Origin of the sequence: Phyllobacterium sp. 1468 (assembly GCF_031455525.1) — a bacterium.
Taxonomy (GTDB): Bacteria; Pseudomonadota; Alphaproteobacteria; order Rhizobiales; family Rhizobiaceae; genus Phyllobacterium.
Map to the genome: position 1 here is coordinate 470,657 of NZ_JAVDSX010000002.1, position 24,506 is coordinate 495,162.

A 24,506-nucleotide genomic window follows, 5' to 3' on the forward strand; every position below is an offset into this window, starting at 1 on the left:
TGCTGTATTGGTTTGATGGAGTGTTAATCATTTCTGAATAGCCTTGCGATGCAATGCTGCCACAAGTGCAGAGCTATGGACATATCTGGAACGAGGCGCATGGCATCACTCGACGCGACCAGTGCAGACAAGAATGTTGTTGATCGTCGCAAATTGCCGCGCAACAAGGATCTGACTGTCGTCATGCGCGGAGCGCGTGACCGCCTGATGGAGCGCGCGGGCATCCATCATTTCGATCGCGAACTGCTCTTCATGCATACGCGTGCCTTGATCATCAACTCAGCGACTATCCCGCTTCTGATAGCCATGATTGTCGTGATAGGCGTGTTCGCAGGTTTCGACAAAACGATTGTTTTGTGGGCCGGCTTCGCCATCGGACTCTATGTGATACTGGGGCTTCTTGCACGCCACCTGGAGAAGATTGGCCTCGCCAACGAGGAAATCCGGAAATGGCAAATAATCTATCTGAGCGGTCATTTCATGACCAGTTTGGGATGGGCCTACTTCACCTTCCTCGATTGCGCCGCCTGCGGCACCAATCTGTTTCCCGTGGTCAAGGCCGTGGTCATTATTCTGGCTATGGCGATTACCGCCATTATCTCGTCAGCACTTCGTGCGGCCATTCTCGCGGCATTCGCCCTACCAGTCCTGACCTACACCCTGCTGGCTTGGACGCATTTCGACAATCCGGTGCAGGCAACGATGGTAATCATGCTCGTTGCGGGGCTCGCTTTTTTTTATCTGGTTGCAACCCGGCTCAACCAATCGGTTGCAATCACATTGGCGTTGCAGGCAGAGAAAGATGCATTGATCGCCGAACTTGAAACGGCAAACGCCATGTCCGACGAAGGCAGACGGCGCGCTGAGGAAGCCAATCTTGCCAAGTCGCGCTTTCTGGCTTCGATGAGCCACGAGCTACGCACGCCCCTCAACGCAATCCTGGGGTTCTCGGAGGTCATGGCCAAGGAGGTGCTGGGGCCGATCCAGAACGGGACATACCGGGAATATGCCAGCGATATTCATGCTTCTGGCGAACATCTGCTCAACCTCATCAATGAAATACTCGATCTGAGCCGGATCGAGGCAGGGCGATACTCCATCAACGATGAGCCGCTGCTGCTGACCGACATTGCCAGCGAATGCATCCACATGATGAATTTGAAGGCGCGCAACAAGGATATCGCCCTTATTCCCCAGTTCGAGACCGGGATGCTGCGCCTCACTGCCGATGAGCGCTCGATACGTCAGATATTGCTCAATCTCATGGCCAATGCGGTCAAGTTCACGCCACCAAACGGCAAGATCTATGTCAAAGTAGGCTGGACCGCTGGAGGTGGTCAGTACATTTCGGTCCGCGACACTGGACCGGGAATTCCGCCGGAAGAAATACCCATCGTACTTTCAGCTTTCGGCCAGGGTTCGATTGCCATCAAAAATGCCGAACAGGGAACCGGTCTCGGTCTGCCCATCGTTCAGGCGTTGGTCCACATCCACGATGGCGAGTTTCATCTGTTCTCCAAATTGCGCGAAGGGACGGAAGCGCTCGCTACGTTCCCGCGCAGCCGCGTACTTCAGGGCACCCCTGCAAAGCGCAGCAAGCCTTTCCATAAAAAAGCTGCCTAGATTACTCAAGTTCAATTTATTGTTATTTGCTCGTTGGTGAGCGGCCCTGCATTGCTCATGACAGCGCAACAATGAACGGAACATTTCTCAATGAATTCAACCGGCAATAACCGTCCTTTGATCATCCCCGCTCTGGGTGGCATCTATGCCGCTCTCGGTGATATCTCCGAAACGATCCTGCGGGTGGTGGCTGGCGTTGCGCTCGTCGTGCACGGGTCGGGCAAGATCGTCAATCCGATGGGCTCGGTGGAAATGGTCGAAGGCCTCGGCTTCTATCCGGGCGTGTTCTGGTCGCCGCTTCTCGCCGCCACCGAGTTCTTTGGTGGCATTTTACTGACCATTGGCCTGCTCACGCGCCCAGCAGCGTTCGCGACGGCGATCGTGCTTGCAGTCACAATATACTTCCACGGTTTTGTGCAGGGGCAGGGTTGGAGCGGTTCAGAGAAATCTATCCTGTGGACGGCAATCCTCTTTGTCTTCGTCATTCGTGGCGCGAGCAAGCACTCCCTTGATGCCAGGATTGGCAAGGAGTTTTGAACTCCTGCCATTTGAAAAAGGGCCTGCTTTTGCGGGCCCTTTTCTTATTCAATCGCGATTGCTGACGCCCGCCTGATCGAACGTCGCCATACCGCTGTGGCAGAGTACGGCTGCCTTGACGATGCCCGCTGCAAGTGCCGCGCCGGTACCCTCGCCCAGCCGCATTCCAAGGTCGAGCAATGGCTTTTTGCCCAATTTCTCTAAAACCTTGCGATGGCCTGGTTCCGCTGAGACGTGGCCGAACAGGCAGTGGTCGATCGCTTCCGGATTCGCAGCATGCAAGATCGCCGCGGCGGCAGTGGCCACATAGCCATCGACGATAACCGGGATTTTTTCGACCCGCGTAGCAAGAATGGCACCAGCCATTGCAGCGATTTCGCGCCCACCCAGGCGGCGCAGCACTTCCAGTGGATCTTTCAAATGCGAAGCGTGGAGAGCGACTGCTGTGCGCACAGCGTCGGCCTTGCGCTTCATTCCTTCGCTGTTGGCACCGGTGCCCGGCCCAACCCATTCCTCTGCAGTACCGCCATAGAGACCGTGGAATATCGCCGCGGCGATCGTCGTATTGCCAATCCCCATTTCGCCGATGCAAAGAAGGTCAGTACCGCCAGCGATCGATTCCATCCCGAACGCCATGGTCGCTGCGCAGGTCTTTTCGTCCATGGCTGCTTCTTCGGTGATATCAGCAGTCGGGTACTCAAGCGCTAGGTCAAAGATTTTCAGACCAAGGTCGTTGGCGATGCAGATCTGGTTGATCGCGGCGCCGCCCGCTGCAAAATTTTCGACCATCTGCGCCGTGACGGAGGACGGATAAGGTGAAACACCTTTGGCGGTGACGCCGTGATTGCCCGCAAAGACTGCGACAAGTGGCCGGGTGATCTGCGGGCGCGAACGCCCTGTCCAGGCGGCAAGCCATTCGACAATCTCTTCCAAACGTCCAAGTGCACCCGGTGGCTTCGTCAACGTCGCATCGCGCTTGCGCACGGCGGCAACTGCGGCCTCGTCGGGTCCAGGCAATGTCTCGATGAGAGTACGAAAATCGTCAAACGGCAGGCCAGTGGTCATGATATCCCTTGCGATCAACTCTTCATGGCAAATTAGCAAACACCGTCCTATAAGCGCTGGGAGAGAAAACGCAAAGGTCAACCCGCGGCGCAGAGTGTCGCGACGTCAGTGATTCAAAGGCTGCAGCATGGATTTGCTCAATGACACGATGCGGGCGCTGGCCTTTCTCTCGCGACTGTCCGTCCCGCAGGTCTGGTTCGAAGGCTATGGCGGTTCGCTAAGTGGTACCGTGCGGGGCTTTCCCCTGGCGGGTGTGCTTATCGCCCTGCCCGCTTCGCTTATCCTGCTGATCACGCATGCACTTGATCTTCCCGAAATCGTCTCGGCGTTATTGATTGTCGTCGCATTGATCATCACCACCGGTGCATTGCATGAGGACGGACTTGCTGACGTAGCTGACGGCTTTTACGGCGGGACGTCCATCGACCGGCGGCTAGAGATTATGAAGGATTCGGCGGCGGGTTCCTACGGTGTACTTGCACTGATAGTCTCTGTGTTCCTGCGGACAGCGCTGCTTGCCACGATACTCGACGAGGTCGGTGTAATCCATGGGGTAGCTGTCATCATAGGGACAGAAGCTGCCAGCCGCGCCGTCATGGCAAAATTCTGGCAGAGCCTGCCATCCGCACGCGCGGGTGGAGTCGCCGACCAAGCGGGATCTCCACCTGCCGAAGCGGCCAATTTTGCTCTCCTCCTCGGCGCTGTCGTTCTTGCAATCGGCTATGGCGTTGTTGGCGGGCCATTGGCAATCGTTGTCGGAGCATGTTTGACCGCACTCGTCTTTGTCGGTTTCTCCGCACTTTGCCGCAAAAAGATCGGCGGACAAACGGGTGACACGTTGGGGGCCATGCAGCAACTCGCGACAATTTCACTGCTGCTCGGCCTTGTCATTGCCCTTTAGCCGTACCAAATCTTTGAAATGAGCATCATCGAGTCACCCTGCATCCTCGTCTGCGCAATCGATATGAAGACCGGCTTCTGCTTCGGTTGCGGGCGCACGCGCGAGGAAATAGGTACATGGTCAATAATGTCGCCTGAGACGCGCCGCAACGTCATGGCGAGCCTGCCGGACCGGCTTGAGACAGTTGAACGGCGCCCGCGCCGCGAAACGCGGCGCAGCCGTATGGCGCGCGAAAGGCAAGAAGGTTAATCGAAGATGGGCCGCTTGTTCTGGATTATCGTTGCCCTGATAGGCGCAACCTTGCTCCTATTGATGGCAAACAATGACAGTGGTTCAACCCTGGGCATCGCCAATGATGATTTTGCCCGTTTCGCTTATATGGGCATCTGGGGTGTCGTGCTTGGTTCGGCCCTGCTTGGTTCCGGAATTCCGCTCGGCCATTTTTTACGCAGTATGGCGATCTGGATCGTCATTTTTCTTGGGATCGTTGCCGGCTATCAATACCGTTACGAGTTGCAAGATGTTGGCCACCGGATAACGGCAGGACTAATCCCTGGAAGCCCAATCTCCAATCGAGATGGTGACGGCACAATCACGGTGACCCTAGCCAAGGCGGATAGCGGTCATTTCGAAGTTCGCGGCGACGTAAATGGTGCTACGGTACCATTCATCATCGATACCGGCGCCTCATCGATCGTGCTCTCCGCGCAAGATGCACGCCGCGCCGGGCTTAATCCGGACAAGCTCTCCTACAAAACGCCAATCATGACCGCCAATGGCATGGCAACTGCGGCTAACGTCACGTTGGACAGCATCAGGATAGGTGCCATCGAACGCCGTAACATCCGGGCGATGGTGACTGCAGATGGGCAAATGGCGGGCAGCCTGCTCGGCATGAATTTCCTCAACACACTCAGCGGCTTTTCCGTACGCGGCGACCGGCTGGTTCTGTCAGACTAGAGTTTAGGCAGCTTTCTCTGTCGAGGCGGTCTCGATCGCCGCATACGCCAGCCGGATCACAGCACTGGTTGCATCCGTTTGATTGGCTTCAGTCGACAGTATTTGGCGCCAGCGCCGTGCACCGGCGGCGCCGTGGAACAGACCCACCAGGTGCCGCGTAATGTGCGACAATCGACCGCCGCGCGCGATATGGGCGTCCGCATACTCGCACATGTGGTCTATGATCATGTCGATTGATGGCACGGCGCTTTCGCTGCCATATATGCTTCTATCGACTTCGAGCAACAGCATCGGGTTGTTGTAGATCGCGCGGCCAAGCATAACACCGTCAACATGATTCAAATGATCAAGCGCTTCATCAAGCGCCTGAATGCCGCCGTTGATCCCTATGAATTGACTCGGATTTTGCTGTTTCAGACGGTAGACGCGATCATAGTCCAGCGGCGGAATATCGCGGTTTTCCTTGGGTGACAACCCCTTCAGCCAAGCCTTGCGGGCATGCACCCACAATGCATCAGCACCAGCATGGAAGACACCGCTTGCGAGTTCATCAAGAGCGGTTTCCGTATCCTGGTCGTCGACACCGATACGGCACTTGACCGTCACGGGAATTGCCACAGCTCGTTTCATCGCTTCGACGCTCGTCGCAACGATGTGCGGCGTTTTCATCAAGCAAGCACCGAATGTGCCGGATTGAACGCGGTCAGAGGGGCAGCCGACATTGAGATTGATTTCCTGGTAACCCATGGCTTCGCCGATACGCGCTGCTTCAGCGAGCTTGATGGGGTCGGACCCACCCAATTGGAGCGCAACGGGATGTTCCGCTTCGGCAAACCCAAGAATGCGCTCGCGATTGCCGTGGATTGCAGCATCAGCAACGACCATCTCCGTATAGAGCAAGGCATGACGCGTGAACTGCCGATGGAAGGTCCGACAATGCCGGTCCGTCCAATCGATCATCGGCGCTACCGCAAAACGGTTGCGCTTGTAGTTTTCACTTATATCAACTTGGTTCGTCACTATGGAAACGTCCGTTTGCGTACTCGGCATATAGTGTACCAGGCGCTGCTTACCAACATCTGGTGGTCCTCATAGAACGCTAAGCGGCGATTGTCCAACCCGCCAGCTTCTCTACGCTCCGGTGAAAATCACGACGTTTTGTCAGGTCTCGTTGTAAAGTAGCAACAAGCATTTCAGAACCCGCAGTTCGATAGTGCTTAGGTTTTGCGCCTGTCATTGAACAGGAATATGGATCGTTTGGGGACATGAGCTTGTGACTATCTTTGTAATCGGAGATTGGAAATGAACATCAAAAGCTTCCTCCTCGGCTCGGCTGCCGCACTCATGGTAGCAGCCAGCGCCCGCGCTGCAGACGCGGTAGTCGTGGCAGAGCCAGAGCCCATTGAATATGTAAGGGTATGTGACGCTTACGGCGCCGGCTTCTTCTACATCCCAGGAACTGAAACCTGCCTCAAGATCGGCGGGTATTTGCGTTACGATGCAGCTGCCGGTGACGATGTCTATACCGGTGGGCATGTAGGCGGCGAGAACGACACTTGGAGCAAGAGCACTCGTGCCGAGCTTCGGTTTGACGCACGCTCGGAAACCGAACTCGGCACGTTACGCTCCTACATCGACGGCCGGTTCCAGTACACCGATGGCGAGGACGATGGTGGCACCCTTCATCAAGCCTATATTGAACTCGGCGGCTTTCAGATCGGCGTCAACGACGCAATCTTCGGTTCATGGGCCGGCTATGCAGGTGATATCGTCAATGACGACGTGATCCAGTATGGCAGCGATAGTTTCTCCAGTAACGAGATCAGCTATACCTACAAGGCTGGCAATGGTTTCTCGGCTATCATTGCCGCCGAACAGGGCTCGGTAGAAGGGGACTACGATTATACTATCGACGACTACATGCCGCACGTTCTTGCAGGCGCGAAATTCGAACAGGGCTGGGGTACAATCTCCGGTATTATTGGCTACGACTCGGTGCAAGAGGCAATTGGCGTCAAGGCGCGTTTGGATGTAAAATTCACGGATACGATCTCAGCCTGGGTCATGGGCGCTTATCAATCCGACTATGACCCGGATTCATTCGTAACCAATACCAACAAGAACTGGTACGGCCTCTGGGAAGGCGACTGGGCGGCTTGGGGCGGTTTCGCCGCCAAGGTGGCCGACAAGGCGACGATCAATGGCCAGGCGGCCTACGAATCCGAAGGCACGTATGCTCTTGCTCTTAATGTGGCTTACGAGCTTGTTCCAGGCTTCACGATCACGCCTGAAATCAACTATACCAAGTTTGATGGTGCCCGTAAGGATGAAGCACTCGCGGAAGGCGGCAGCGACGATGCGTTCGGCGGCATCATCCGCTTCCAGCGCAACTTCTAAACGTTGAGATAGTTAGGGAGATCCAGAGACGGTACCTCCGGATCTCTGCTGAAAGTCGGTTAAATCTGTTCCGAGACTGCAGCAAACGCGGCGGTTCTTTTCAGGATCGCAATGAACTCATTTCCAGCGGCCGAAACGGCTCCGGAATTGTCAATGATAATCGCATCCGCCGGATCGCACGGATTAGGTGCAGCCCGCATCAGACGGCGCTGTATTTCAGCAGCGTCTTCGCGCCCGCGTGACGCCAGCCTTTTTGCCAGAACGTCATGCGATGCGGTGATATGGACCACAACAAAATTGGCGTAGGCTGCACGTAGAGCGGGCAATACACCGCGCGAGACATTGGCGATCACTATAGAGCCGCGCTCGATCTCGTCGTCAACGGATTTCGGCAAGCCGTAATGCAGGCCATGCGCTTCCCACAGATGTGCAAATTTGCCTGCCCGCTTGGCCACCAGGAACTGCTCTTCGCTCAGAGTATCATGATCTTCCGTATCTATCGACGACGGACGAGTAACGACACGGCGAACGAAATGGTAGCCAGGCTGCGTGTTCAGTTCAGCGCGGGCAAAATCAATGATCGTGTCTTTCCCTGCCCCGCTCGGCCCAACAACGGCAACAAAAGCACCATTGCGGAGCGGTGCGGCGGCGGGATTGAGCGCGCGCTCTATCATTCCGGCCATCATACGACCCGGCGGCCTTCGCGCCATACGGTACGCACCACGGGAATGTGTTCATCGACACGCACCCGCACGAGATCAGCGCGCTTGCCGAGCTCGACAACGCCCCGGTCATCGAATCCCACAGCCTTTGCTGGGTTCTTGGTTACCAGACGCACGGCGTCCGGAAGCGTGATTCCATCGACCGTTTCCCCAAGAAAAAAGGTCGATTGGATCAGGCTGAACGGAATGTAGTCAGATGACAGAATATCAAGATGGCCGTGTTCGACCAGTTCGCGTGCCGACACATTTCCTGAATGCGATCCGCCACGCACCACATTCGGCGCCCCCATCAGCACTGAAAGTCCAGCCTGCTTCGATGCAGCGGCAGCTTCGAGCGTCGTTGGAAACTCCGCCACATGAATGCCCTGCTCCACCGCTTCGTCCACATGGGCCCGGGTCGCATCATCATGGCTGGCAAGGACAATTCCGCGCTCACGGCAAAGTTCAGCGATGGCCTTGCGCTGCGGTCCGGAATTCTTCGCTGATTCCGCCATTCTTTTCTCGCAGAACGCGTTAAATTCCTTGTCGGAAAGCTTCAGCTTACGTTGGTAGTAGTAGGCATAGGTCTCCAGACTAACGAACTGCCGCTGTCCCGGTGCATGATCCATCAAAGAGGCCAGCCGGACACGGCTGTCATTGTCGAAGTGGGCAAAGCCCTCAAGGCAATCAGATGCCGATACTTCACAGCGCAAGTGGATATAGTGATCGGCTCGCAACCGGCCCTGCTCCACACTATTTTCAATCGCATCGGCAAGCTTGCGGCTTTCATCCGCGGACATGTCCGCATCTTCATCGAGTCCGACCCGCAGGGCATCGAAAACCGTGGTAATCCCCGATGCTGCGATTTGCGCATCATGCGCAAGAACCGCCGCGATCGGATTCCAGCGCACCCGCGGACGTGGCATGTAGTGCCCCTCGAGGTGATCCGTGTGCAGTTCGATCAGTCCGGGAATGAGGTAATCACCCTCAAAATCCTCGCCGCCAGAAATCGAGCCTTCCAGGATGTCGGCGATCTTGCCATCTCTGATCACAACCGTCCCGGAGATGACCTCATCTTCAAGGACGATTTTCGCATTGTTCAGGATCAATTCGGCAGACATCTTAGGCGGTCTTTCTTCTGTTGGTTCCTGCTAGTGGATGCAGTGAGTGTATTTCAAAGGGGAAACCGGGTTCGGCTTCGGTAAAAAGGGCCAGATTATTTATCTCGACAGGCTCTTCCAGAACCGGCTCAAGGAATTCGCTCAAAATCCGTTCTATTTTAGGGCGGTCGCGTTCCGGCACCATATCGGTAAGCGTCATGTGGAAGCGAAAATCCTCAAAAACATAGGGATAACCCCACTGTTCGAGATTTCGCCGCTGCGACACTGTCATTCTGTCTGGATTGCGCCGTTTGATTTCCTCCTCCGTTGGAGGAGCACGGAAGCGGTCAAGTCCGACAACGACGTCGTTCGCCAATTGGCTGAGACGCGCTACCGGTTCCTCCGGAACCAAAGCAAAAAATCCGTCAAGGTTGGCGATCTGTAGTTTCGGAATCACGACTGGATCCATGGATGAGGCAAAATGCATAAGAGCCGACAAAAGCTCCTTTTCCTCAAAGCCATCGGCAAGATGAAACGGAGCTTTCAAGGTACCATGAAAGCCGTAGCGACGTGCCGATGCCGTCAAGAGCGTGAAATCCTCGTGGGCAAGGTCGCGGATCTGCGGTGGCCTTACCGGTTGCCCGGTAAAGGCATTTCGACCAAGCCAATTGGCCGCGACTTTCAGAAGCGGGTCACTTGATGGCGGCGTGAAATAGATCGCATAGCGCATATTGATTCCTCCGGAACACTCTCGCGTTACGCTCCGATTATGACAAGCCTTTGAATGCCGTCATATTAATAGGCTTGACCCTAGTGCTGTGGCTTGCCGATCAGCCGCGAACGCAGCGCATTGGATATGCCGTCAAAGATAAACACAACCAACAGGATCAAGAGGACCATATAGGCGACGTTTTCCCAATTCTTGTTGGTGCGCATCGCTTCCCAGAGTTTAAGACCGATGCCGCCAGCACCGACCGCACCGATGATAGTCGCACCGCGAATATTTGATTCCCATTGATAAAGTGTCTGGCTGATCATGACCGGCACCACTTGCGGCATGACGCCATAGCGTTGAATCAGGACATGGCTTGCACCGGTCGATTGAACACCTTCGCGCGGCTTGTCGTCGATGTTTTCAAGCCCTTCGGAGTAGATTTTGCCGAGTGTACCGGTCTCGGTCAGGAAAATCGCAGCACTACCTGCAAGCGGACCCGGTCCAAATGCACGGGTGAAGAACAAAGCCCAGATCAGCATGTCGACCGAGCGCAGAAAATCGAAGAAACGTTTGAACGATTGATTGACGAAGCGGCTTGATGTGATGTTGCGTGCGGCAAGGAATGCCAAGGGAAAGCTCACGACCGCACCTAAAATTGTTCCAAGAAACGCCATGATGATCGTCTGCAGGAGTTTGACCCAGACGTCGCCGTGTTGCCATTCGCCATTGTTGAGAAAGTTATCGACGGCCAGCGACAGGTTGGATCTTCCAGGCTCGATCTGAGGGCCGCTCGTGACGAGCCTTATCACCTCGCCGACCGATTTTCCAAAAAAGGGTGATTGCGGATCGAAGATAAAATTGGCCCAGCCCAGGAAGCGTTTGCGGATCTTGATGCGGTCAGCCTCGACACGCACTTCTCCGGCAAAGCCCATATCCGCGACTACATCTTCATCATAGATGCTGATCCAGGATGGTATATTTCCAGAGACGATAGGCCTTTCGCCCGCCAGCTCTACTCGCACGGACTCGCCATGGGCGGTCAGCGTTGCTTCGGTGTCGCTGAACGTCACCGCCCGGTTCGGTCCACGAATTTCGACGGTCACGGTTCGGTCGTTGTTTTGTTTGACCCAATCAGGATTTGGGTGATTACCCAAGGGTGAAAATCGCGGATATTTCGGGGTGATCGTGTCGCCTTCCAGCCGAAATTCAGCCTGTACGTCGTAGCTGACCCATTGGCTCAGATAAATCCCGACGCGCTCCCAATGGCCTTCCGATATGGCCTTGGGGATCTCGAAAAACCAGACCGCGTAGATACCGTAGAGGAATAGGCCGATAACCATCAGCAAAGGCGCGAAGCGCTTGAAAAAGGAACGCTGAAAGACCTCAGGATAGCGCACCTGGATTGATTCTGCCTGGCTTGCATCGATAAAGGTCATGGCATCCTCAATGCTTCAGAAGGAAGGCGTTTTCGCCAACCAGCCGGCGTCGCAGCCAGGCGGAAAACTGATCGACGGCAAAGATGGTGACGAAGAGCAGCAGCACGAGCGCCAAGGTCTTGGCGCCGAAGCCGCGTGAGATTGACAGCTTCAGTTCTTCACCAATGCCGCCTCCACCGACGGCGCCGATGATAGTCGAGGCGCGAACATTGATCTCAAGCCGCAGCAGTGCATAGGACATGAAGTTCGGTAGTACTTGCGGCATGGCAGCGAAACGGACGCGTTCCACCCAGCTGGCGCCTACAGATCGCATGCCCTCGTCCGAGCGCATGTCGACGTTCTCGATAACCTCGTAGAACAGCTTCCCAAGCGCACCGATGCAATGCAGGCTAATCGCGATAATGGCCGCGATCGGTCCAATTGAAAGAATAGCCGAAAACAACCCTGCGATGACAATCTCCGGAAAAGCCCGAAGAAATTCCATGAACCGTTTGACCGCGATACGCAGTGGATTGGATGGAGTAAGATTGCGTGCAGCGATGAAGCTGAGTGGGACCGCAAAAACAAATCCGATAATGGTCGATACCAAAGCCACATTGAAGGTGATGATCATCAACTCGAAGTATTCGGGAATATAGAAATCGCCCCAGATATAGACCCGGCCAAGAGCGAAATTAAACTCCTGGCCACCCTTGTCGTTGGGGCTTGCGATATCGAACAGTGCCCGCCATACGTCGCTCCAATCCTTTGGCACGAGCCAGCTGAGAAAATCGAAGAGATGGGGAAGACGATCGAAAAAATGGCCCGCATTGCTTTCATCGGCGAAACGAACGGAACCTGCGAACGCGATGAACAATAGGAGGAAGCCGAGGCTCGTGTACATCCGGCGGCGTGCGACGACTTTGCGCCAAGACTCGGCTACGTCGTGCGAACTGTGCAGTTGCGGTTGAGGGTCGGCAAACGTCATGGAGTTGATCCGCATGGAGCGCACAAGACAAGGGGCGGCCGTTACCAGCCACCCCGTGATTGATCGCAAGCGTTAGCCGCCGATCGCGTTTTTGCGGATGTCGATGACCGCGTTGTAGAATTCGGGCTTCACAGGCTGGTAGCCCTTGAAGTCCCCGCCTTCTACAGCCTCGAAGCATTTCTTGTCGGTTGCTGGCAATTTCATGAAGAAATCAGCAAGCTTGGCGTGCCATTCGTCACCGATGCCGTTGCGAACAACCAGCGGGCCGTTCGGGATAAGAGGTGAACGCCATACTTCGACCAGCAGGCTGGGATCGACAGCGCCCTTGTCGACTTCCTTGCGGAACGTGCCGGAAGTGTAGCCATCCTTGAAATCACCGAGGCCGGAAGAATCGTCTACCGCAACGTCGACCTTGCCGTCATAAGCAGCAAGAAGATTGTTCTCGTGACCACCATTGAACTGGGTCTTTGCGAAGAACTTGTCATTCGGCATGCCAGTGGTCTTGGGAATCTGGGTCAACGGAACGAGATAGCCGGACGTTGAATCCGGATCGGCATAACCGAGGGTCTTGCCCTTGGCATCGGCAATCGTCTTGATGCCGGAATCCTTACGGGCGAGACCGATGGAATAGTAACCCGTCGAACCGTCTGTCTGCTGCGTAGTGAGGATCGGCGTAACTGCCTTGGGATCCTTGATGTAGACTGCGGCATAGCCGGAAGCGCCAAGTTCGGCGAAATCAAGTGTGCCGCCAAGCAGGCCCTGGATCACACCGTCGTAGTCCGCAGCGGGAAACAGCGAAACCTTTTCAAAGCCAAAAGTCTCTTTGAGGTGGTCGGCAAGGCAACCGAAGTTCCGCAGGCGATCGGTTTCGTTCTCGCCGCCGAGAATGCCGATGCGGAATTCCTTGAGGTCTTCAGCGCGGGCCATTGTGCCGGTGAGCATTGCGCTGACCGCGATTGCGCCTAGAAGGGCTTTTCTGAACAACATGGTTCTCTCCTGTCAAACGTCGAATGAGTTTGTGATCGGTTCGTGTGGGCCCGTAACGTGGGCAAGACGATCTTTTACGCTCAACGCGCGGCCAGAATGGCCTCCAACTCCGGGATTGGCTTCTGTGAACCGCGTACGATACTCGTCGATGTAATTGCTTCTGAAAACGCGTCCTTGAGGCCATCGGCGCCGTAGATGCGGCGGGCGGCCAGTTCAGTCAGATCATCCGGACCGCCGTCGAAAACCACCTTGCCGCCCTGCATGCCTATGATCCGGGTGCAAAAATGCCGGGCGGTATCAAGTGTGTGCAGATTGGTGATAACGGTCAGGCCTTCCTTCTCATTGATATCGCGCAACGACTCCATGACGACCTGCGCATTGCGCGGATCGAGTGAAGCGATAGGCTCATCAGCAAGAATGACTTTCGGATTCTGCATCAACGCGCGAGCTATGGCGACACGCTGCTGCTGCCCTCCGGAGAGTGTGCCTGCGCGTTGCAGGGCGGTCTTGGCAATATCGAGCCGGTCGAGAGCAGCGACCGCCATGGCGCGCTCATCGTTGGAGAAGATGCCGAGCAGACTTTTGATTGTCGAACGGTGGTTCAGACGGCCAAGAAGCACATTGGTAAGAACATCGAGACGCGGCACAAGGTTGAACTGCTGGAAGATCATTGCGCAATCACGCTGCCAATTGCGCAGGTGCGAACCGCGCAGCTTAGCGACATCGGTGCCCTCGAACAGGATCGAGCCTTCGGAAGGATCGATAAGCCGATTGATCATACGCAGCAAGGTCGACTTGCCTGCGCCCGATCGGCCAATAATGCCAACCATCTGGCCCTGCGGAATTTCGACATTGACGTTGTCGATGGCGATGTTACTGCCAAAGCGCCGCGTCACGTTTTCAATCTTCAGCATTCGTCAATCCCTTTTGGCCGCTGCTTCGTCCTAGAGGGATTGTGTGAACCTGCGATGGCAGTTTCATTTCAGTTGCGTGACAACTTCCGATTGCTTTCTCAGCTTATGTGTTATCCACGGAAAACCCACCTCGACGGTGCAAAAGAGAACGGGAGCGGCACACAAATTTGTGTGATCCGCTCCCGAAAAACCGATGATTAAAATCGAATAGAACCCAAAGGTTGAATTATGCCGCTACGCCATTCGGCACAGAAAACGCCGTGACGTCGATGATCCTGTCGGCAACAGCTTCCCGCACATCCTGGTCATGGAAGATGCCCAACATCGCCACACCCGCGTCCTTCTTCTGCTGGATCATAGAGACCACCACATCGCGGTTCTTGGCATCAAGCGACGCCGTTGGTTCGTCCAGAAGCAGGATCGGATGATCTGTTATGAAGCCGCGAGCAATATTGACGCGCTGCTGTTCGCCGCCTGAAAATGTCGCCGGTGGCAGCGACCACAACCGCTCCGGCAAATTGAGTCCGGCAAGCAATAATCCGGCCTTGTCGCGTGCATCTTTACGATCAATACCGCGTGCAATCAGCGGTTCCGCGACAACGTCCAACGCCGAAACGCGCGGTACCGTACGCAAGAATTGGCTGACATATCCGATCATGTCGCGCCTGATGCCGAGCATTGTGCGTGGATCAGCGGCCGCAACGTCAACGAGCCGGTCGCGATAAGGCACGATGATCTGGCCTCGATCAACGGCATAGTTGCCATAGACCATCTTCAGGATAGAGCTTTTGCCCGCTCCTGAGGGACCGCCGAGAACGGCGCATTCGCCGGCCCTGATGGAGAAGGAGACGTTTGCCACGACGGGCAGACGAATACCATCGCGCAAGTGCATGGTGAAGCTCTTGGCGACATCGGAAACAACGAGAGGTGTCGGCATGATTGTCTCCTAGACTTGCAGGATGGAGGAAACGAGGAGCTGGGTGTAAGGCGCCTGGGGATCATCAAGAACACGATCCGTGAGACCGGTCTCGACGATGTGACCATCCTTCATCACCATCATTCGGTGCGAGAGCAAACGCGCCACCGCAAGATCATGCGTCACGACAATAGCTGCCAGACCGAGATCGCTTACAAGACCTCGAAGCAGATCGAGAAGCCTTGCCTGGACCGAGACATCAAGCCCACCCGTCGGCTCATCCATGAAAACGAGTCGCGGATTGGTGACGAGATTTCGCGCAATCTGAAGGCGCTGGCGCATACCGCCGGAAAAAGCACGCGGCTGATCGTCAATACGGTCAGCGGCGATCTCCACACGGCCGAGCCAATCGGTAGCGGTCGCGCGGATCTTGCCATAGTGCCGGTCACCAACAGCCATCAGCCGTTCGCCGACATTGGCGCCGGCGGATACGGTCATGCGCAATCCATCGGCGGGATTTTGATGGACGAAGCCCCAATCCGTACGCATCAGAAAGCGCCGCTCCGCCTCACTCATGCGATAGAGGTCTCGGAACTGGCCATCACGCATCCGGTACTCGACCGAACCCGTGGAAGGTGCAAGGCGCGTTGCCAGACAGTCCAGCAGCGTCGTCTTGCCTGAACCGGATTCGCCAACGACCGCCAGAACTTCACCTGGCCACAACTCGAAGGACACGTTTTGGCAGCCGATCCGGCTTCCGTAGAATTTCGAAAGCGCGCTGACTTTCAGGAGTGGTATATCGCTCATTGTGCTGCCTCCGCAGGATTAGCCGGAAGATGGCCGCGATGGCCCTCCACCTGCCGATCCTCGCAAAAATCGGTATCCGAGCAAACAAACATGCTGCCGCCTTTGTCATCGAGAATGACTTCGTCGAGATAACTGCCTTTGGCTCCGCATAGGGCGCAGGGCTCGGAGAATGTCTGAATCTCGAATGGATGATCCTCAAAATCCAGGCTGACAACTTCGGTATAGGGCGGGATGGCATAGATCCGCTTTTCACGCCCTGCGCCAAATAGTTGCAACGCGGGAGATTGATGCATCTTTGGGTTGTCGAATTTTGGTGTGGGCGATGGGTCCATCACATAACGGCCTTCGACCTTCACCGGATAGGCATAGGTCGTGGCGATACGGCCGTGACGCGCGATGTCCTCGTAGAGTTTCACATGCATCAGTCCATATTCTTCGAGCGCATGCATCTTTCGCGTCTCGGTCTCACGCGGCTCAAGAAACCGCAGAGGTTCCGGGATCGGAACCTGATAGACGAGCGTTTGCCCAGCGTTCAGCGCGGTTTCAGGAATGCGGTGGCGCGTCTGGATGATGGTCGCCTCGGTCGTTTTTGTCGTCACCCGAACATGGGAAACCTTTTGGAAGAAGGCGCGGATCGACACGGCATTGGTCGTATCGTCGGCGCCTTGGTCGATCACTTTCAACGTGTCGTTCGGGCCAATCACCGCAGCTGTCACCTGAACACCGCCGGTACCCCAACCATAGGGCATCGGCATTTCGCGCGACGCGAACGGCACCTGATAACCGGGAATGGCAATTGCCTTCAGGATAGCGCGGCGGATCATCCGTTTCGTCTGTTCGTCGAGATAGGCGAAATTATACGTCGCAAGCTGAGACTGGGATTCGATCATATTGCACCGTTTTGCCTGAGGGAATTTGGTTCAAGGTCGGGGGATTTGGCGAGGCCGACGCGCCCTAGTGGATTGTCGCGCCATCCGTGAAACAGAACTGGCGCGATATGATCGGACCTCACTCTCCTCATTCTGCTGCCTCTTTGGCTTCGCTGTTTTCGCTGTCGCGGCGTTCATGCTCGCCGCGCATGCGACGCACGAGGTCAAGCTCTGCCTGGAAGTCGACATAATGGGGCAGTTTCAGATGCTCCACGAAGCCGGTGGACTGCACATTGTCACTGTGAGAGATGACGAATTCCTCGTCCTGCGCTGCAGCTGTGATGTCCTCGCCAAGTTCCCTCGCCCGCAATGCGCGGTCACACAGCGCCATCGACATGGATTTCCGTTCACTCTGGCCGAATACGAGGCCATAGCCGCGGGTAAACTGCGGGGGCTGTTTGGATGAGCCCTTGAATTGATTGATCATCTGGCACTCGGTGACACGAATGCGGCCCAGCGTCAGAGGAAAATCGAGTTCGGCGACTTCCAGTTCGATTTCGACCTCGCCGATGCGAATTTCGCCGGCAAAAGGGTGGCTGCGGCCGTAGCCTCGCTGTGTCGAATAGGCGAGACCGAGAAGGAACCCTTCATCACCCCGAGCCAGCGCCTGCAAACGCAAATCGCGCTCCAGCGGAAACGACAGCGGCTCCCGTGTGAGATCGCCTGTCTCGACACCCTCGGGCATATCGCCGTCGGCTTCAATCATACCGTCATGGCCGAGAATATCGGTGACGCGTGGTGTATGTTCGTGCGCGTCAACGCGGCGTTCGGGCGTTTCGACGATCCCATCTTCGGCGAGTTCGGGATCGAGCAGGCGATGCGTATAGTCGAATGTCGGACCGAGTAACTGTCCACCTGGCAAATCCTTGAAAGTTGCAGATATCCGCCGTTCGATCGCCATCTGCGAAGTCTCCACCGGCTTGGTATAGCCAAAGCGCGGCAATGTGGTGCGGTAGGCGCGAACCAGAAAGATCGCCTCGATCATATCGCCCCGCGCCTGCTTCACCGCTAGCGCCGCAAGCTCGGTGTCGTAAAGCGATCCTTCGGCCATGACACGGTCGACTGCCAATGCAAGTTGTTCGACGATCTGGTCAAGGCCAATGGCTGGCAGCGAGCGGTCGCCTCGGCGGCGGTCGCCAAGCAGTTTATGCGCATTGCGAATGGCGGCTTCACCGCCTTTGACAGCAACATACATGGCTCACGCGTCCTTTTTTGAAATGCGCGTCGTACGCGGCAACGCAGCGAGTGCGCCTTTACCAGCCAAGACAAGGTCGATGCCGCGCGGAAATGCGCCGCGATTGGCGGCCCATTGATCAACGAACATTTTTGGCAACTGGCTTGGCGCGAAGCCTTGCGTATCCTCGATGCCCGGGCCACTCAGCGTCAGTTCTTCTGACCCGTTAAAACCATCGAGCTGGAGGATAATTGTTGTAGAGCGATCCGGATATTCCGAGGTACCTTTGGCAAAGGATTCCAATGATGGCATCGTATTGAGGTCGCCGATCAACGCAAATTGCGCGTCCGATGGATTTGACGTCAGTTCAAGTCCCGTATGAAACTTCAGCCAGCCAATTGCCGCCACCGAACCCGTGATCGACTTGTCGCACCAGACCGTCGCGTCATGATCGAACAATGTAGCTGCAACGGACGCTGCTACCGAGGATATCGGCGACGGAGCAACCGCCAGATTGCCGATCTCAATGACGCGGCCCGGGCTAGCCATTGCGTCCATCAGTGCCCGAAAGACCTCTTGGGAATTGAAAACAGCATCGCTGAAACCGCCTTCGTAAACCTGTGTTGCTGCGCGCATCAATTATCCCCTCGCACCATTGTGAAGAAGTCGACCTTGGTTGCGGCCGTTTCGGCACGTCTGTCTTCGAGATCGCTGTTGAGACGTTGCGCGATTGGGGCGAGGACCGTTTCCTCAACCGTCTGGCGATAGGCCGGCTCCTGCCACAGCGCGTCGAAGATCGCCGCGAGTCGGACTTTCTCACTCGATCGTCCAAGGGCGTAAGCGTGACCCACAGCACCATTGGCGAGTCGCACTGTTGCACGCGTGACTGTCGCTTCGCCGAGGTTGAAGGGAGCACCGCCACCGCCAATACGTCCCCGCATCATCACGAGGCCGATTTCCGGCCCACGTAAGGTCTCGACCTGCGGCTTGTTCGCCCACTGCGTCCAGAAATCATTCATCTCCTGCGCAGTTGCCTGTGCCAGCAAGGCCATCGCGGCCTTGCGCCCGAAATCAGCTTCGCCAGAAATGGGAGTTGCGCTTGAATTTTCGTTGCCCATTGACACCTCGCTGAAATTTGTCTAGTCATCTATACAACTAGACAATATCTCTCTTTATAGATCAGGTCAATGACAGGAGCATGACAGAACGTGACATCGGCACGATTCATCACCCGCAACAGTGGCGTTGCGATCTGGCGTCAGATCGCGGATCAGATCAGGGGCGATATCTCGGCGGGGAAACTGGCAAATGGCACGCGCATGCCAGCCGAAATTGAAATGGCGACGCGTTTTGCGGTCAATCGCCACACGATCCGCAGTGCTATAGCCGCGCTCACCAAGGAGGGCGTCCTGCGAGCCGAACAGGGACGCGGTACTTTTGTCGCCAACAGCAAGAAGCTCACTTACCGCATTGGCCAGCGCACGCGTTTTTCCCAGATCCTTTCCACACAGGTGCGCGAAACCAAGGGCATATTGCTTGCCCACCGCCTTGAAGAGGCACCCGCCGACGTTGCAGCGGCGCTGGATATGCCATCGGGGCAAGTGATCAGGATCGACACGATGCATACCGCAGACGGCAATCCGGTTTCGTGCGCCACTGCTTGGTTCGACGCAACGCGTGTACCCAATGTGGCAGAGGACTATGGCTTATCCGGTTCAATAACATTTGCTCTTAAAGCTGCGGGAATAGACGATTATTTGCGCAAGTCGACGCTTATTGCGGCGCGTCATGCCGAAGCGGAGGAGTTGCGCCATTTGAAACTCTCCCCCGGAGCCATTGTTCTCGTTGCGACGGCCATCAATGTGGATCCTGAAGGTCATCCAATTCAATATTCGAAAACCCGCTTTGCCGCGGACCGCTTGGAAATAGCGATAGATAACAACAACTCCGCGTGACCTACCACATTGTCTTGGCGGCGCGCTCCGGCCATTCGCGGTCATAGGTCTCGCCGCCAACGCGATCCTCGCTGAGCGCCGCCAGCATCTGCCCGGGGGTGGGGAACTCTTTTGCCGAGCGTTGCTTGGCCGGATTCCATAATTCGGAGCGAATTAGTGCACGGGCGCACTGAAAATAAGCTTCCTCCACTTCGACGACAGTGACGGAACGCGGCGCCTTGCCATCGACATCAAAGCTGTCGAGGAGTGCCTGATCCGTTTCGACAAATGCACGCCCGTTGACGCGAAACGTTGTCGTCAATCCGGGAATGAGGAAGAGGAGAGCCACGCGCGGGTCTCGAACTATATTGCGGAGCGAGTCAACGCGGTTGTTGCCGCGGCGATCCGGCATCATCAAGGTCGATTCGTCGTGAATCCTTACAAAACCGGCGAGATCACCGCGTGGTGAACAATCAAGACCTTCAGGACCACTAGTTGCGAGCGCCACAAAGGGTGAACCCTCGATCAACTTGCGGTATTCCGGCGTAATCCGAGCGGCAACTTTGGCTGTGGAAGCTTCAGTTATGCCGCCGCCGTAGATGGCTTCGAGCTGTTCGATTGTCGTGATCCGCGACATTGAATTTCTCCTGCAACACGTGTTCGCCGACTAACATGGCATGACGAACCGATTATGACAGTTCGCGTTTTTATGAAATGACAACGGCAATGCACTTGTATATCAGTCGCTGCGACCGGAGCAGCGGAGGATTTTATGGGCGGATTTGCGGCCATTGGCGAGTGCATGATCGAATTGTCCGGCGCCAATGGCGATCAGTGGCGCATGGGTTTTGCGGGAGACACCCTCAACACTACCTGGTATGTTCGCGCCCTCACCCGTACAGATTTTGCCGTCGATTATGTCACCGCATTCGGCGACGATCCCTTCTCGGTGAAACAGCGCAGGTTCCTTCGCGATAATGCGATCAATACCGCCCACAGCCCGACCATCGTTGGCGCTCGCCCCGGAATCTATGCCATCACACTAACCGGTAGCGAGCGCTCATTTACCTATTGGCGCAATGATGCCGCAGCGCGCCATCTGGCCGATGACCCTGACGCCTTGGCGAAAAGCTTGGACGGTCGGCAAGTCATCTACTTTTCCGGTATCACGATGGGTATTTTGAGCCCCAAAAGTCGCCAGAATGTCCTCAACGCCGTCAGTAATGCCCGCCGTCAAGGTTCGCTTGTCGTCTTCGATGCCAATTACCGCCCTCGCCTGTGGGAAAATGCCGACACCGCGCGTCAGGTTTTGAGCAATGCGTTTCACGTTACCGATATCGCGTTACCAACATTTCCGGACGAGAACGCCCTATTCGGTGACGCAACACCTGCCGATACCGCTACACGCATCACTGGTTATGGCGTGCGCGAGATCGTCGTCAAAGATGGCACAGAGCCGGCGTTGGTCATTGCCGGCGGAACAACGACCGAAGTGCCGGCAGTTCGCGCCGACGCTGTCGACACGACGGGCGCTGGCGACAGCTTCAACGGCGGATACATTGCTTCGCGGCTGGCGGGTCTCGATCCACTTGTCGCCGCGGTCAACGCACACAAGGTGGCTGCCCGCGTCGTCGAATTCCATGGCGCGCTCGCTCCCATGAATGAAGCGAAGAAGGCATTCAAAGCTTAGGGTCAGGACCTGTTAATCTGGTCGAAATGGTATGAGGCCATCTTTTCGGATAGGTGGAGCAAGGGCGATGGAAATGTTCATCCATTTTCAAGTCCCTTGCGACGACATTCCCGGGAAGATGGACCATATCCTCGGATGAACTGAAACGGCTGCAAGCTGCAGTGTGGGGAAAGCCCCCCGCCCTTCACACTTCTCCTCGCATCCTCTTGCCGTTTCAGGCGCCATTTCGATCATATTAACTGGTCCTGACCCTAGGATTTCATTTTCTGAAACTGTACTTGGTCATCTGGCTGTAGACCTCGTCAGGCCGCAAAATCGCTTGAGGAAAATACGGAAAGTGAGTGGAGTCGGGCCAAGTTTGCGTTTCAAAACAGAGGCCTGCGTAGTTATCGTAGGTCTTGCCGGTCAGCCCGATGGCTGGTTTACCGCCTAGTGTGTTCGCCGCGTAGAATTGCACGCCAGGCTCGGTTGTGGAAACGTTCATCTCGACGCCGGAGTCGGCACCTTTTACCGAAGCGACAAGGCACAATGGGCGACGCTGGCTGGCGAGACAAAAATTATTGTCATAGATGACCTGCTTGCCGTCCACTTCGCGCCGGACGGCCCGATACTCGCGGAAATCATGTGTTGTCCCGGCCACCGGCATAACACGGCCGTCGGGAAGAAGATCGCCATCCACAGGAAGATAGGCTTGCGCATCGATCCTGACCTGATGATCGAGCGCCTCGGTTGCGCCTCCGTCATCGAGATTGAAATAGCTGTGATGCGCAAGGTTACAGATCGTCGGCTTGTCCGTGACTGCGTCCATGCGGATCACAAGAGTTCCCTTGGGCTCCAGCATATAAGTACACGTGATTGTCAGATTTCCAGGAAAACCCATCTCACCGTCACCAAGCTGGACCGTCAATGTGACGTAATCCGGACCAATAGCGACAACATCCCAGATGCGTTTGCCGGCACCGCGGCTCCCGCCGTGGATATTATGCCTGCCATGGAAGTTTTTTTCGAGCTCGTAAGTCTTCCCGTCAATCACAAGCTCGCCGTCACGAATACGGTTGATACAACGGCCGATCGTTGCACCGAGGTAGGGAGAGTATGCCGGATAATCGGCAAAGTCCCGATACCCAAGGACAAGGGGATGCTCATGCCCCTTGAGACGCAAGTCTTGGATAACCGCGCCCCAGGTCAGTACGTCGGCGGTTAATCCACCACCTGAAATTGTGATCCGGTGGACTGCCTCGCCGTCCGGCGTGTGGCCGAAAACTTCCGTATTCATTGGTTCTATAACCCCAAACCGCCAACGCAGACATATTTCGTGTCGAGGTAATCTTCGATACCCTGGTGTCCGCCCTCCTTGCCGAGGCCGGATTCCTTCAAGCCGCCGAATGGGGCTTCCACCGTGGTAATCATGCCCTCATTGACGCCAATCAGACCGTATTTCAGTCCTTCCGAAACGCGGAACATCCGCCCAAGATCCTGTGTGTAGAAGTAACTGGCGAGACCGAATTGCGTATCGTTCGCAAGGTCAACCGCTTCCTGCTCACTTTGAAACTTGTAGATCGGCGCCACTGGCCCAAAGATTTCCTCCTTGGTGAAGAGCATTTCCGCTGTAGCGTCGGCGATCACAGTGGGCTCGAAGAAACGGCCACCAAGTGCATGACGTTTTCCGCCTGTGACGATCTTGCCGCCCTTCTGTGTGGCATCCGCTATAAATTCCTCGACCTTGGCGACGGCCTTGTCATCGATCAATGGCCCCTGCTGCGTCCCTTCTTCCAGACCATTTCCGATTTTGAGCTTCTGGGTAGCGGCGGCAAACTTCTCGACGAATGTGTCATAGATGCCGGCTTGTACCAAAAAACGGTTGGTGCAGACGCAAGTCTGACCCGAATTGCGGAACTTCGCGATAATGGCTCCATCCACAGCCCGATCGACATCAGCATCATCGAATACGATGAACGGCGCATTGCCGCCAAGCTCCATGGAGACTTTCTTAACCGTGTCCGCAGCTTGTTTGATCAGTATTTTGCCGATTTCCGTCGATCCGGTGAAGGTGATCTTGCGAACAAGCTCATTGCTCGTAATTTCTCCGCCAATTTCCGTCGCCGACCCCGTCAAAATGTTGACGACACCCTTCGGAATGCCAACCTCTTCGCAAAGAGAGCCCCAGACCAGCCCTGAATAGGGAGTCTGCGTCGCAGGTTTGACCACCACCGTGCAACCCGACGCCAGCGCCGGGCCGATCTTGCGTGCGAGCATGGAGGACGGGAAGTTCCAGGGCGTTATTGCAGCGATGACCCCCACAGGCTCTTTCGTGACCAGAATTCTGCGATCGGCCCAAGGAGAAGGGACAACATCGCCATATGTGCGGCGAGCTTCCTCTGCATACCACAGGATGTAGGCGGCGGACATGCCGATCTCACCTTTGGATTCCGCAAGGGATTTACCCTGTTCCAGTGTCAGCAATTCAGCCAGCGCATCCTGATTGTCCAAAATGGCGTCGTGAAGCTTGCGCATCAGTTTCGAGCGTTCCAGTACGGATGTCTTGCGCCATGTCTTGAAGGCCTTTTCCGCGGCATTGATGGCACGTTGTGTCTCCGCCTTGCCCGAATTTGGGACGGTACCGATCTTCAGGCCGGTAGCAGGGTTGATGACGTCGATGGTCTTGCCCGAATCTGCCGCCACCCACTCACCGTCTATGAGGTTTGCCTGCTTCATGAACTGGCTGGATTTCTGCAACATCATGTTTCTCCCTG

Annotated in this window: 26 protein-coding genes; 8 read left to right on the top strand and 18 right to left on the bottom strand. The window is 55.9% G+C overall.

What is annotated here, in order from left to right:
- Positions 1 to 99: 99 nt before the first annotated feature.
- Together J2X72_RS07725 and J2X72_RS07730 are read left to right on the top strand one after the other, a co-directional pair.
- A complete protein-coding gene (locus J2X72_RS07725) occupies positions 100 to 1,623 on the top strand; it encodes an ATP-binding protein (RefSeq protein WP_310070359.1) in 1,524 nt (507 codons plus the stop codon).
- Positions 1,624 to 1,713: 90 nt separating this feature from the next.
- Entirely contained in the window at positions 1,714 to 2,160 is a 447-nt protein-coding gene (locus tag J2X72_RS07730) for a DoxX family protein (RefSeq protein WP_310070361.1), read from the top strand.
- 48 nt (positions 2,161 to 2,208) lie between these two features.
- Here the strand turns inward: J2X72_RS07730 and cobT are convergent, their stop codons facing one another.
- Positions 2,209 to 3,228 carry a nicotinate-nucleotide--dimethylbenzimidazole phosphoribosyltransferase gene (cobT, locus tag J2X72_RS07735; protein WP_210001682.1) on the bottom strand — a complete coding sequence of 340 codons (1,020 nt, stop codon included), beginning with the start codon at positions 3,226 to 3,228 and terminating at the stop codon, positions 2,209 to 2,211.
- A 124-nt stretch (positions 3,229 to 3,352) separates the two neighbouring features.
- Here cobT and J2X72_RS07740 point away from each other — a divergent pair, with 124 nt between their 5' ends.
- Genes J2X72_RS07740 through J2X72_RS07750 form a run of 3 tightly spaced genes read left to right on the top strand, consistent with a single transcriptional unit; the run spans position 3,353 to position 5,086 of the window.
- A complete protein-coding gene (locus J2X72_RS07740) occupies positions 3,353 to 4,126 on the top strand; it encodes an adenosylcobinamide-GDP ribazoletransferase (protein WP_310070365.1) in 774 nt (257 codons plus the stop codon).
- Between the two features lie 18 nt (positions 4,127 to 4,144).
- The gene (locus tag J2X72_RS07745; RefSeq protein WP_310070366.1) at positions 4,145 to 4,375 is read left to right on the top strand and encodes a DUF1289 domain-containing protein; all 231 of its coding nucleotides are present in this window, start codon (positions 4,145 to 4,147) and stop codon (positions 4,373 to 4,375) included.
- A gap of 6 nt (positions 4,376 to 4,381) precedes the next feature.
- Positions 4,382 to 5,086 carry a TIGR02281 family clan AA aspartic protease gene (locus tag J2X72_RS07750; protein ID WP_310070369.1) on the top strand — a complete coding sequence of 235 codons (705 nt, stop codon included), beginning with the start codon at positions 4,382 to 4,384 and terminating at the stop codon, positions 5,084 to 5,086.
- A gap of 3 nt (positions 5,087 to 5,089) precedes the next feature.
- On the opposite strand, the gene dusA is transcribed toward J2X72_RS07750, so the two are convergent.
- Positions 5,090 to 6,106, bottom strand: coding sequence for a tRNA dihydrouridine(20/20a) synthase DusA (dusA, locus tag J2X72_RS07755; protein WP_310070371.1), 1,017 nt, complete (start codon positions 6,104 to 6,106; stop codon positions 5,090 to 5,092).
- A gap of 282 nt (positions 6,107 to 6,388) precedes the next feature.
- Here dusA and J2X72_RS07760 point away from each other — a divergent pair, with 282 nt between their 5' ends.
- Entirely contained in the window at positions 6,389 to 7,483 is a 1,095-nt protein-coding gene (locus J2X72_RS07760) for a porin (protein ID WP_310070374.1), read from the top strand.
- A 59-nt stretch (positions 7,484 to 7,542) separates the two neighbouring features.
- Here the strand turns inward: J2X72_RS07760 and phnN are convergent, their stop codons facing one another.
- From phnN to phnG, 13 genes are all read right to left on the bottom strand, one after another.
- Positions 7,543 to 8,157, bottom strand: a complete 615-nt coding sequence (gene phnN / locus J2X72_RS07765) for a phosphonate metabolism protein/1,5-bisphosphokinase (PRPP-forming) PhnN (protein ID WP_310070376.1) — start codon at positions 8,155 to 8,157, stop codon at positions 7,543 to 7,545.
- An 8-nt stretch (positions 8,158 to 8,165) separates the two neighbouring features.
- A complete protein-coding gene (locus tag J2X72_RS07770; RefSeq protein WP_310070379.1) occupies positions 8,166 to 9,305 on the bottom strand; it encodes an alpha-D-ribose 1-methylphosphonate 5-triphosphate diphosphatase in 1,140 nt (379 codons plus the stop codon).
- A gap of 1 nt (position 9,306) precedes the next feature.
- Positions 9,307 to 10,014, bottom strand: a complete 708-nt coding sequence (locus tag J2X72_RS07775; protein WP_310070382.1) for a DUF1045 domain-containing protein — start codon at positions 10,012 to 10,014, stop codon at positions 9,307 to 9,309.
- Positions 10,015 to 10,094: 80 nt separating this feature from the next.
- Positions 10,095 to 11,435 (bottom strand): phosphonate ABC transporter, permease protein PhnE, encoded by a 1,341-nt coding sequence (gene phnE / locus J2X72_RS07780; RefSeq protein WP_310070385.1) that lies wholly within the window; start codon positions 11,433 to 11,435, stop codon positions 10,095 to 10,097.
- 7 nt (positions 11,436 to 11,442) lie between these two features.
- On the bottom strand, positions 11,443 to 12,402 hold the full coding sequence (phnE, locus tag J2X72_RS07785) for a phosphonate ABC transporter, permease protein PhnE (protein WP_210000958.1): 960 nt from the start codon (positions 12,400 to 12,402) through the stop codon (positions 11,443 to 11,445).
- A gap of 72 nt (positions 12,403 to 12,474) precedes the next feature.
- The gene (phnD, locus tag J2X72_RS07790; protein WP_405044676.1) at positions 12,475 to 13,386 is read right to left on the bottom strand and encodes a phosphonate ABC transporter substrate-binding protein; all 912 of its coding nucleotides are present in this window, start codon (positions 13,384 to 13,386) and stop codon (positions 12,475 to 12,477) included.
- 83 nt (positions 13,387 to 13,469) lie between these two features.
- The gene (gene phnC / locus J2X72_RS07795; RefSeq protein WP_210000949.1) at positions 13,470 to 14,303 is read right to left on the bottom strand and encodes a phosphonate ABC transporter ATP-binding protein; all 834 of its coding nucleotides are present in this window, start codon (positions 14,301 to 14,303) and stop codon (positions 13,470 to 13,472) included.
- A 226-nt stretch (positions 14,304 to 14,529) separates the two neighbouring features.
- Complete coding sequence (gene phnL / locus J2X72_RS07800) at positions 14,530 to 15,240, bottom strand: phosphonate C-P lyase system protein PhnL (protein ID WP_310070394.1); 711 nt, start codon at positions 15,238 to 15,240, stop codon at positions 14,530 to 14,532.
- Positions 15,241 to 15,249: 9 nt separating this feature from the next.
- Positions 15,250 to 16,026, bottom strand: coding sequence for a phosphonate C-P lyase system protein PhnK (phnK, locus tag J2X72_RS07805; RefSeq protein WP_310070397.1), 777 nt, complete (start codon positions 16,024 to 16,026; stop codon positions 15,250 to 15,252).
- Positions 16,023 to 16,916: an alpha-D-ribose 1-methylphosphonate 5-phosphate C-P-lyase PhnJ gene (locus J2X72_RS07810; protein WP_310070399.1), complete on the bottom strand. Its 894-nt coding sequence runs from the start codon at positions 16,914 to 16,916 to the stop codon at positions 16,023 to 16,025. The genes phnK and J2X72_RS07810 overlap by 4 nt, the downstream gene beginning before the upstream one ends.
- Before the next feature lie 127 nt (positions 16,917 to 17,043).
- Entirely contained in the window at positions 17,044 to 18,150 is a 1,107-nt protein-coding gene (locus J2X72_RS07815) for a carbon-phosphorus lyase complex subunit PhnI (RefSeq protein ID WP_310070401.1), read from the bottom strand.
- A gap of 3 nt (positions 18,151 to 18,153) precedes the next feature.
- The gene (phnH, locus tag J2X72_RS07820) at positions 18,154 to 18,765 is read right to left on the bottom strand and encodes a phosphonate C-P lyase system protein PhnH (protein ID WP_310070404.1); all 612 of its coding nucleotides are present in this window, start codon (positions 18,763 to 18,765) and stop codon (positions 18,154 to 18,156) included.
- Positions 18,765 to 19,247 (bottom strand): phosphonate C-P lyase system protein PhnG, encoded by a 483-nt coding sequence (phnG, locus tag J2X72_RS07825; protein WP_310070407.1) that lies wholly within the window; start codon positions 19,245 to 19,247, stop codon positions 18,765 to 18,767. Before phnG ends, phnH begins: the two co-directional genes overlap by 1 nt.
- 90 nt (positions 19,248 to 19,337) lie before the next feature.
- Between phnG and phnF the strand changes: the two genes are divergently transcribed.
- Positions 19,338 to 20,084 (top strand): phosphonate metabolism transcriptional regulator PhnF, encoded by a 747-nt coding sequence (gene phnF, locus J2X72_RS07830; RefSeq protein ID WP_310070409.1) that lies wholly within the window; start codon positions 19,338 to 19,340, stop codon positions 20,082 to 20,084.
- Between the two features lies 1 nt (position 20,085).
- Here the strand turns inward: phnF and J2X72_RS07835 are convergent, their stop codons facing one another.
- Positions 20,086 to 20,700 (bottom strand): pyridoxamine 5'-phosphate oxidase family protein, encoded by a 615-nt coding sequence (locus J2X72_RS07835; protein WP_310070411.1) that lies wholly within the window; start codon positions 20,698 to 20,700, stop codon positions 20,086 to 20,088.
- Positions 20,701 to 20,835: 135 nt separating this feature from the next.
- Between J2X72_RS07835 and J2X72_RS07840 the strand changes: the two genes are divergently transcribed.
- The gene (locus J2X72_RS07840) at positions 20,836 to 21,753 is read left to right on the top strand and encodes a sugar kinase (protein ID WP_310070415.1); all 918 of its coding nucleotides are present in this window, start codon (positions 20,836 to 20,838) and stop codon (positions 21,751 to 21,753) included.
- Positions 21,754 to 22,012: 259 nt separating this feature from the next.
- Here J2X72_RS07840 and J2X72_RS07845 read toward each other — a convergent pair whose 3' ends face one another.
- Positions 22,013 to 23,029 carry an aldose epimerase family protein gene (locus J2X72_RS07845; RefSeq protein ID WP_310070417.1) on the bottom strand — a complete coding sequence of 339 codons (1,017 nt, stop codon included), beginning with the start codon at positions 23,027 to 23,029 and terminating at the stop codon, positions 22,013 to 22,015.
- Positions 23,030 to 23,034: 5 nt separating this feature from the next.
- Positions 23,035 to 24,492, bottom strand: a complete 1,458-nt coding sequence (locus tag J2X72_RS07850; RefSeq protein ID WP_310071038.1) for an NAD-dependent succinate-semialdehyde dehydrogenase — start codon at positions 24,490 to 24,492, stop codon at positions 23,035 to 23,037.
- Between the last annotated feature and the right edge of the window lie 14 nt (positions 24,493 to 24,506).

Coding starts and splice junctions, on each gene's coding strand:
- J2X72_RS07725 (WP_310070359.1), top strand. CDS start 100: ATGGCATCACTCGACGCGACCAGTGCAGACAAGAATGTTGTTGATCGT.
- J2X72_RS07730 (WP_310070361.1), top strand. CDS start 1,714: ATGAATTCAACCGGCAATAACCGTCCTTTGATCATCCCCGCTCTGGGT.
- J2X72_RS07740 (WP_310070365.1), top strand. CDS start 3,353: ATGGATTTGCTCAATGACACGATGCGGGCGCTGGCCTTTCTCTCGCGA.
- J2X72_RS07745 (WP_310070366.1), top strand. CDS start 4,145: ATGAGCATCATCGAGTCACCCTGCATCCTCGTCTGCGCAATCGATATG.
- J2X72_RS07750 (WP_310070369.1), top strand. CDS start 4,382: ATGGGCCGCTTGTTCTGGATTATCGTTGCCCTGATAGGCGCAACCTTG.
- J2X72_RS07760 (WP_310070374.1), top strand. CDS start 6,389: ATGAACATCAAAAGCTTCCTCCTCGGCTCGGCTGCCGCACTCATGGTA.
- phnN (WP_310070376.1), bottom strand. CDS start 8,157: ATGATAGAGCGCGCGCTCAATCCCGCCGCCGCACCGCTCCGCAATGGT.
- J2X72_RS07770 (WP_310070379.1), bottom strand. CDS start 9,305: ATGTCTGCCGAATTGATCCTGAACAATGCGAAAATCGTCCTTGAAGAT.
- J2X72_RS07775 (WP_310070382.1), bottom strand. CDS start 10,014: ATGCGCTATGCGATCTATTTCACGCCGCCATCAAGTGACCCGCTTCTG.
- phnE (WP_310070385.1), bottom strand. CDS start 11,435: ATGACCTTTATCGATGCAAGCCAGGCAGAATCAATCCAGGTGCGCTAT.
- phnE (WP_210000958.1), bottom strand. CDS start 12,402: ATGACGTTTGCCGACCCTCAACCGCAACTGCACAGTTCGCACGACGTA.
- phnC (WP_210000949.1), bottom strand. CDS start 14,303: ATGCTGAAGATTGAAAACGTGACGCGGCGCTTTGGCAGTAACATCGCC.
- phnL (WP_310070394.1), bottom strand. CDS start 15,240: ATGCCGACACCTCTCGTTGTTTCCGATGTCGCCAAGAGCTTCACCATG.
- phnK (WP_310070397.1), bottom strand. CDS start 16,026: ATGAGCGATATACCACTCCTGAAAGTCAGCGCGCTTTCGAAATTCTAC.
- J2X72_RS07810 (WP_310070399.1), bottom strand. CDS start 16,916: ATGATCGAATCCCAGTCTCAGCTTGCGACGTATAATTTCGCCTATCTC.
- J2X72_RS07815 (WP_310070401.1), bottom strand. CDS start 18,150: ATGTATGTTGCTGTCAAAGGCGGTGAAGCCGCCATTCGCAATGCGCAT.
- phnH (WP_310070404.1), bottom strand. CDS start 18,765: ATGCGCGCAGCAACACAGGTTTACGAAGGCGGTTTCAGCGATGCTGTT.
- phnG (WP_310070407.1), bottom strand. CDS start 19,247: ATGGGCAACGAAAATTCAAGCGCAACTCCCATTTCTGGCGAAGCTGAT.
- J2X72_RS07835 (WP_310070411.1), bottom strand. CDS start 20,700: ATGTCGCGGATCACGACAATCGAACAGCTCGAAGCCATCTACGGCGGC.
- J2X72_RS07840 (WP_310070415.1), top strand. CDS start 20,836: ATGGGCGGATTTGCGGCCATTGGCGAGTGCATGATCGAATTGTCCGGC.
- J2X72_RS07845 (WP_310070417.1), bottom strand. CDS start 23,029: ATGAATACGGAAGTTTTCGGCCACACGCCGGACGGCGAGGCAGTCCAC.
- J2X72_RS07850 (WP_310071038.1), bottom strand. CDS start 24,492: ATGTTGCAGAAATCCAGCCAGTTCATGAAGCAGGCAAACCTCATAGAC.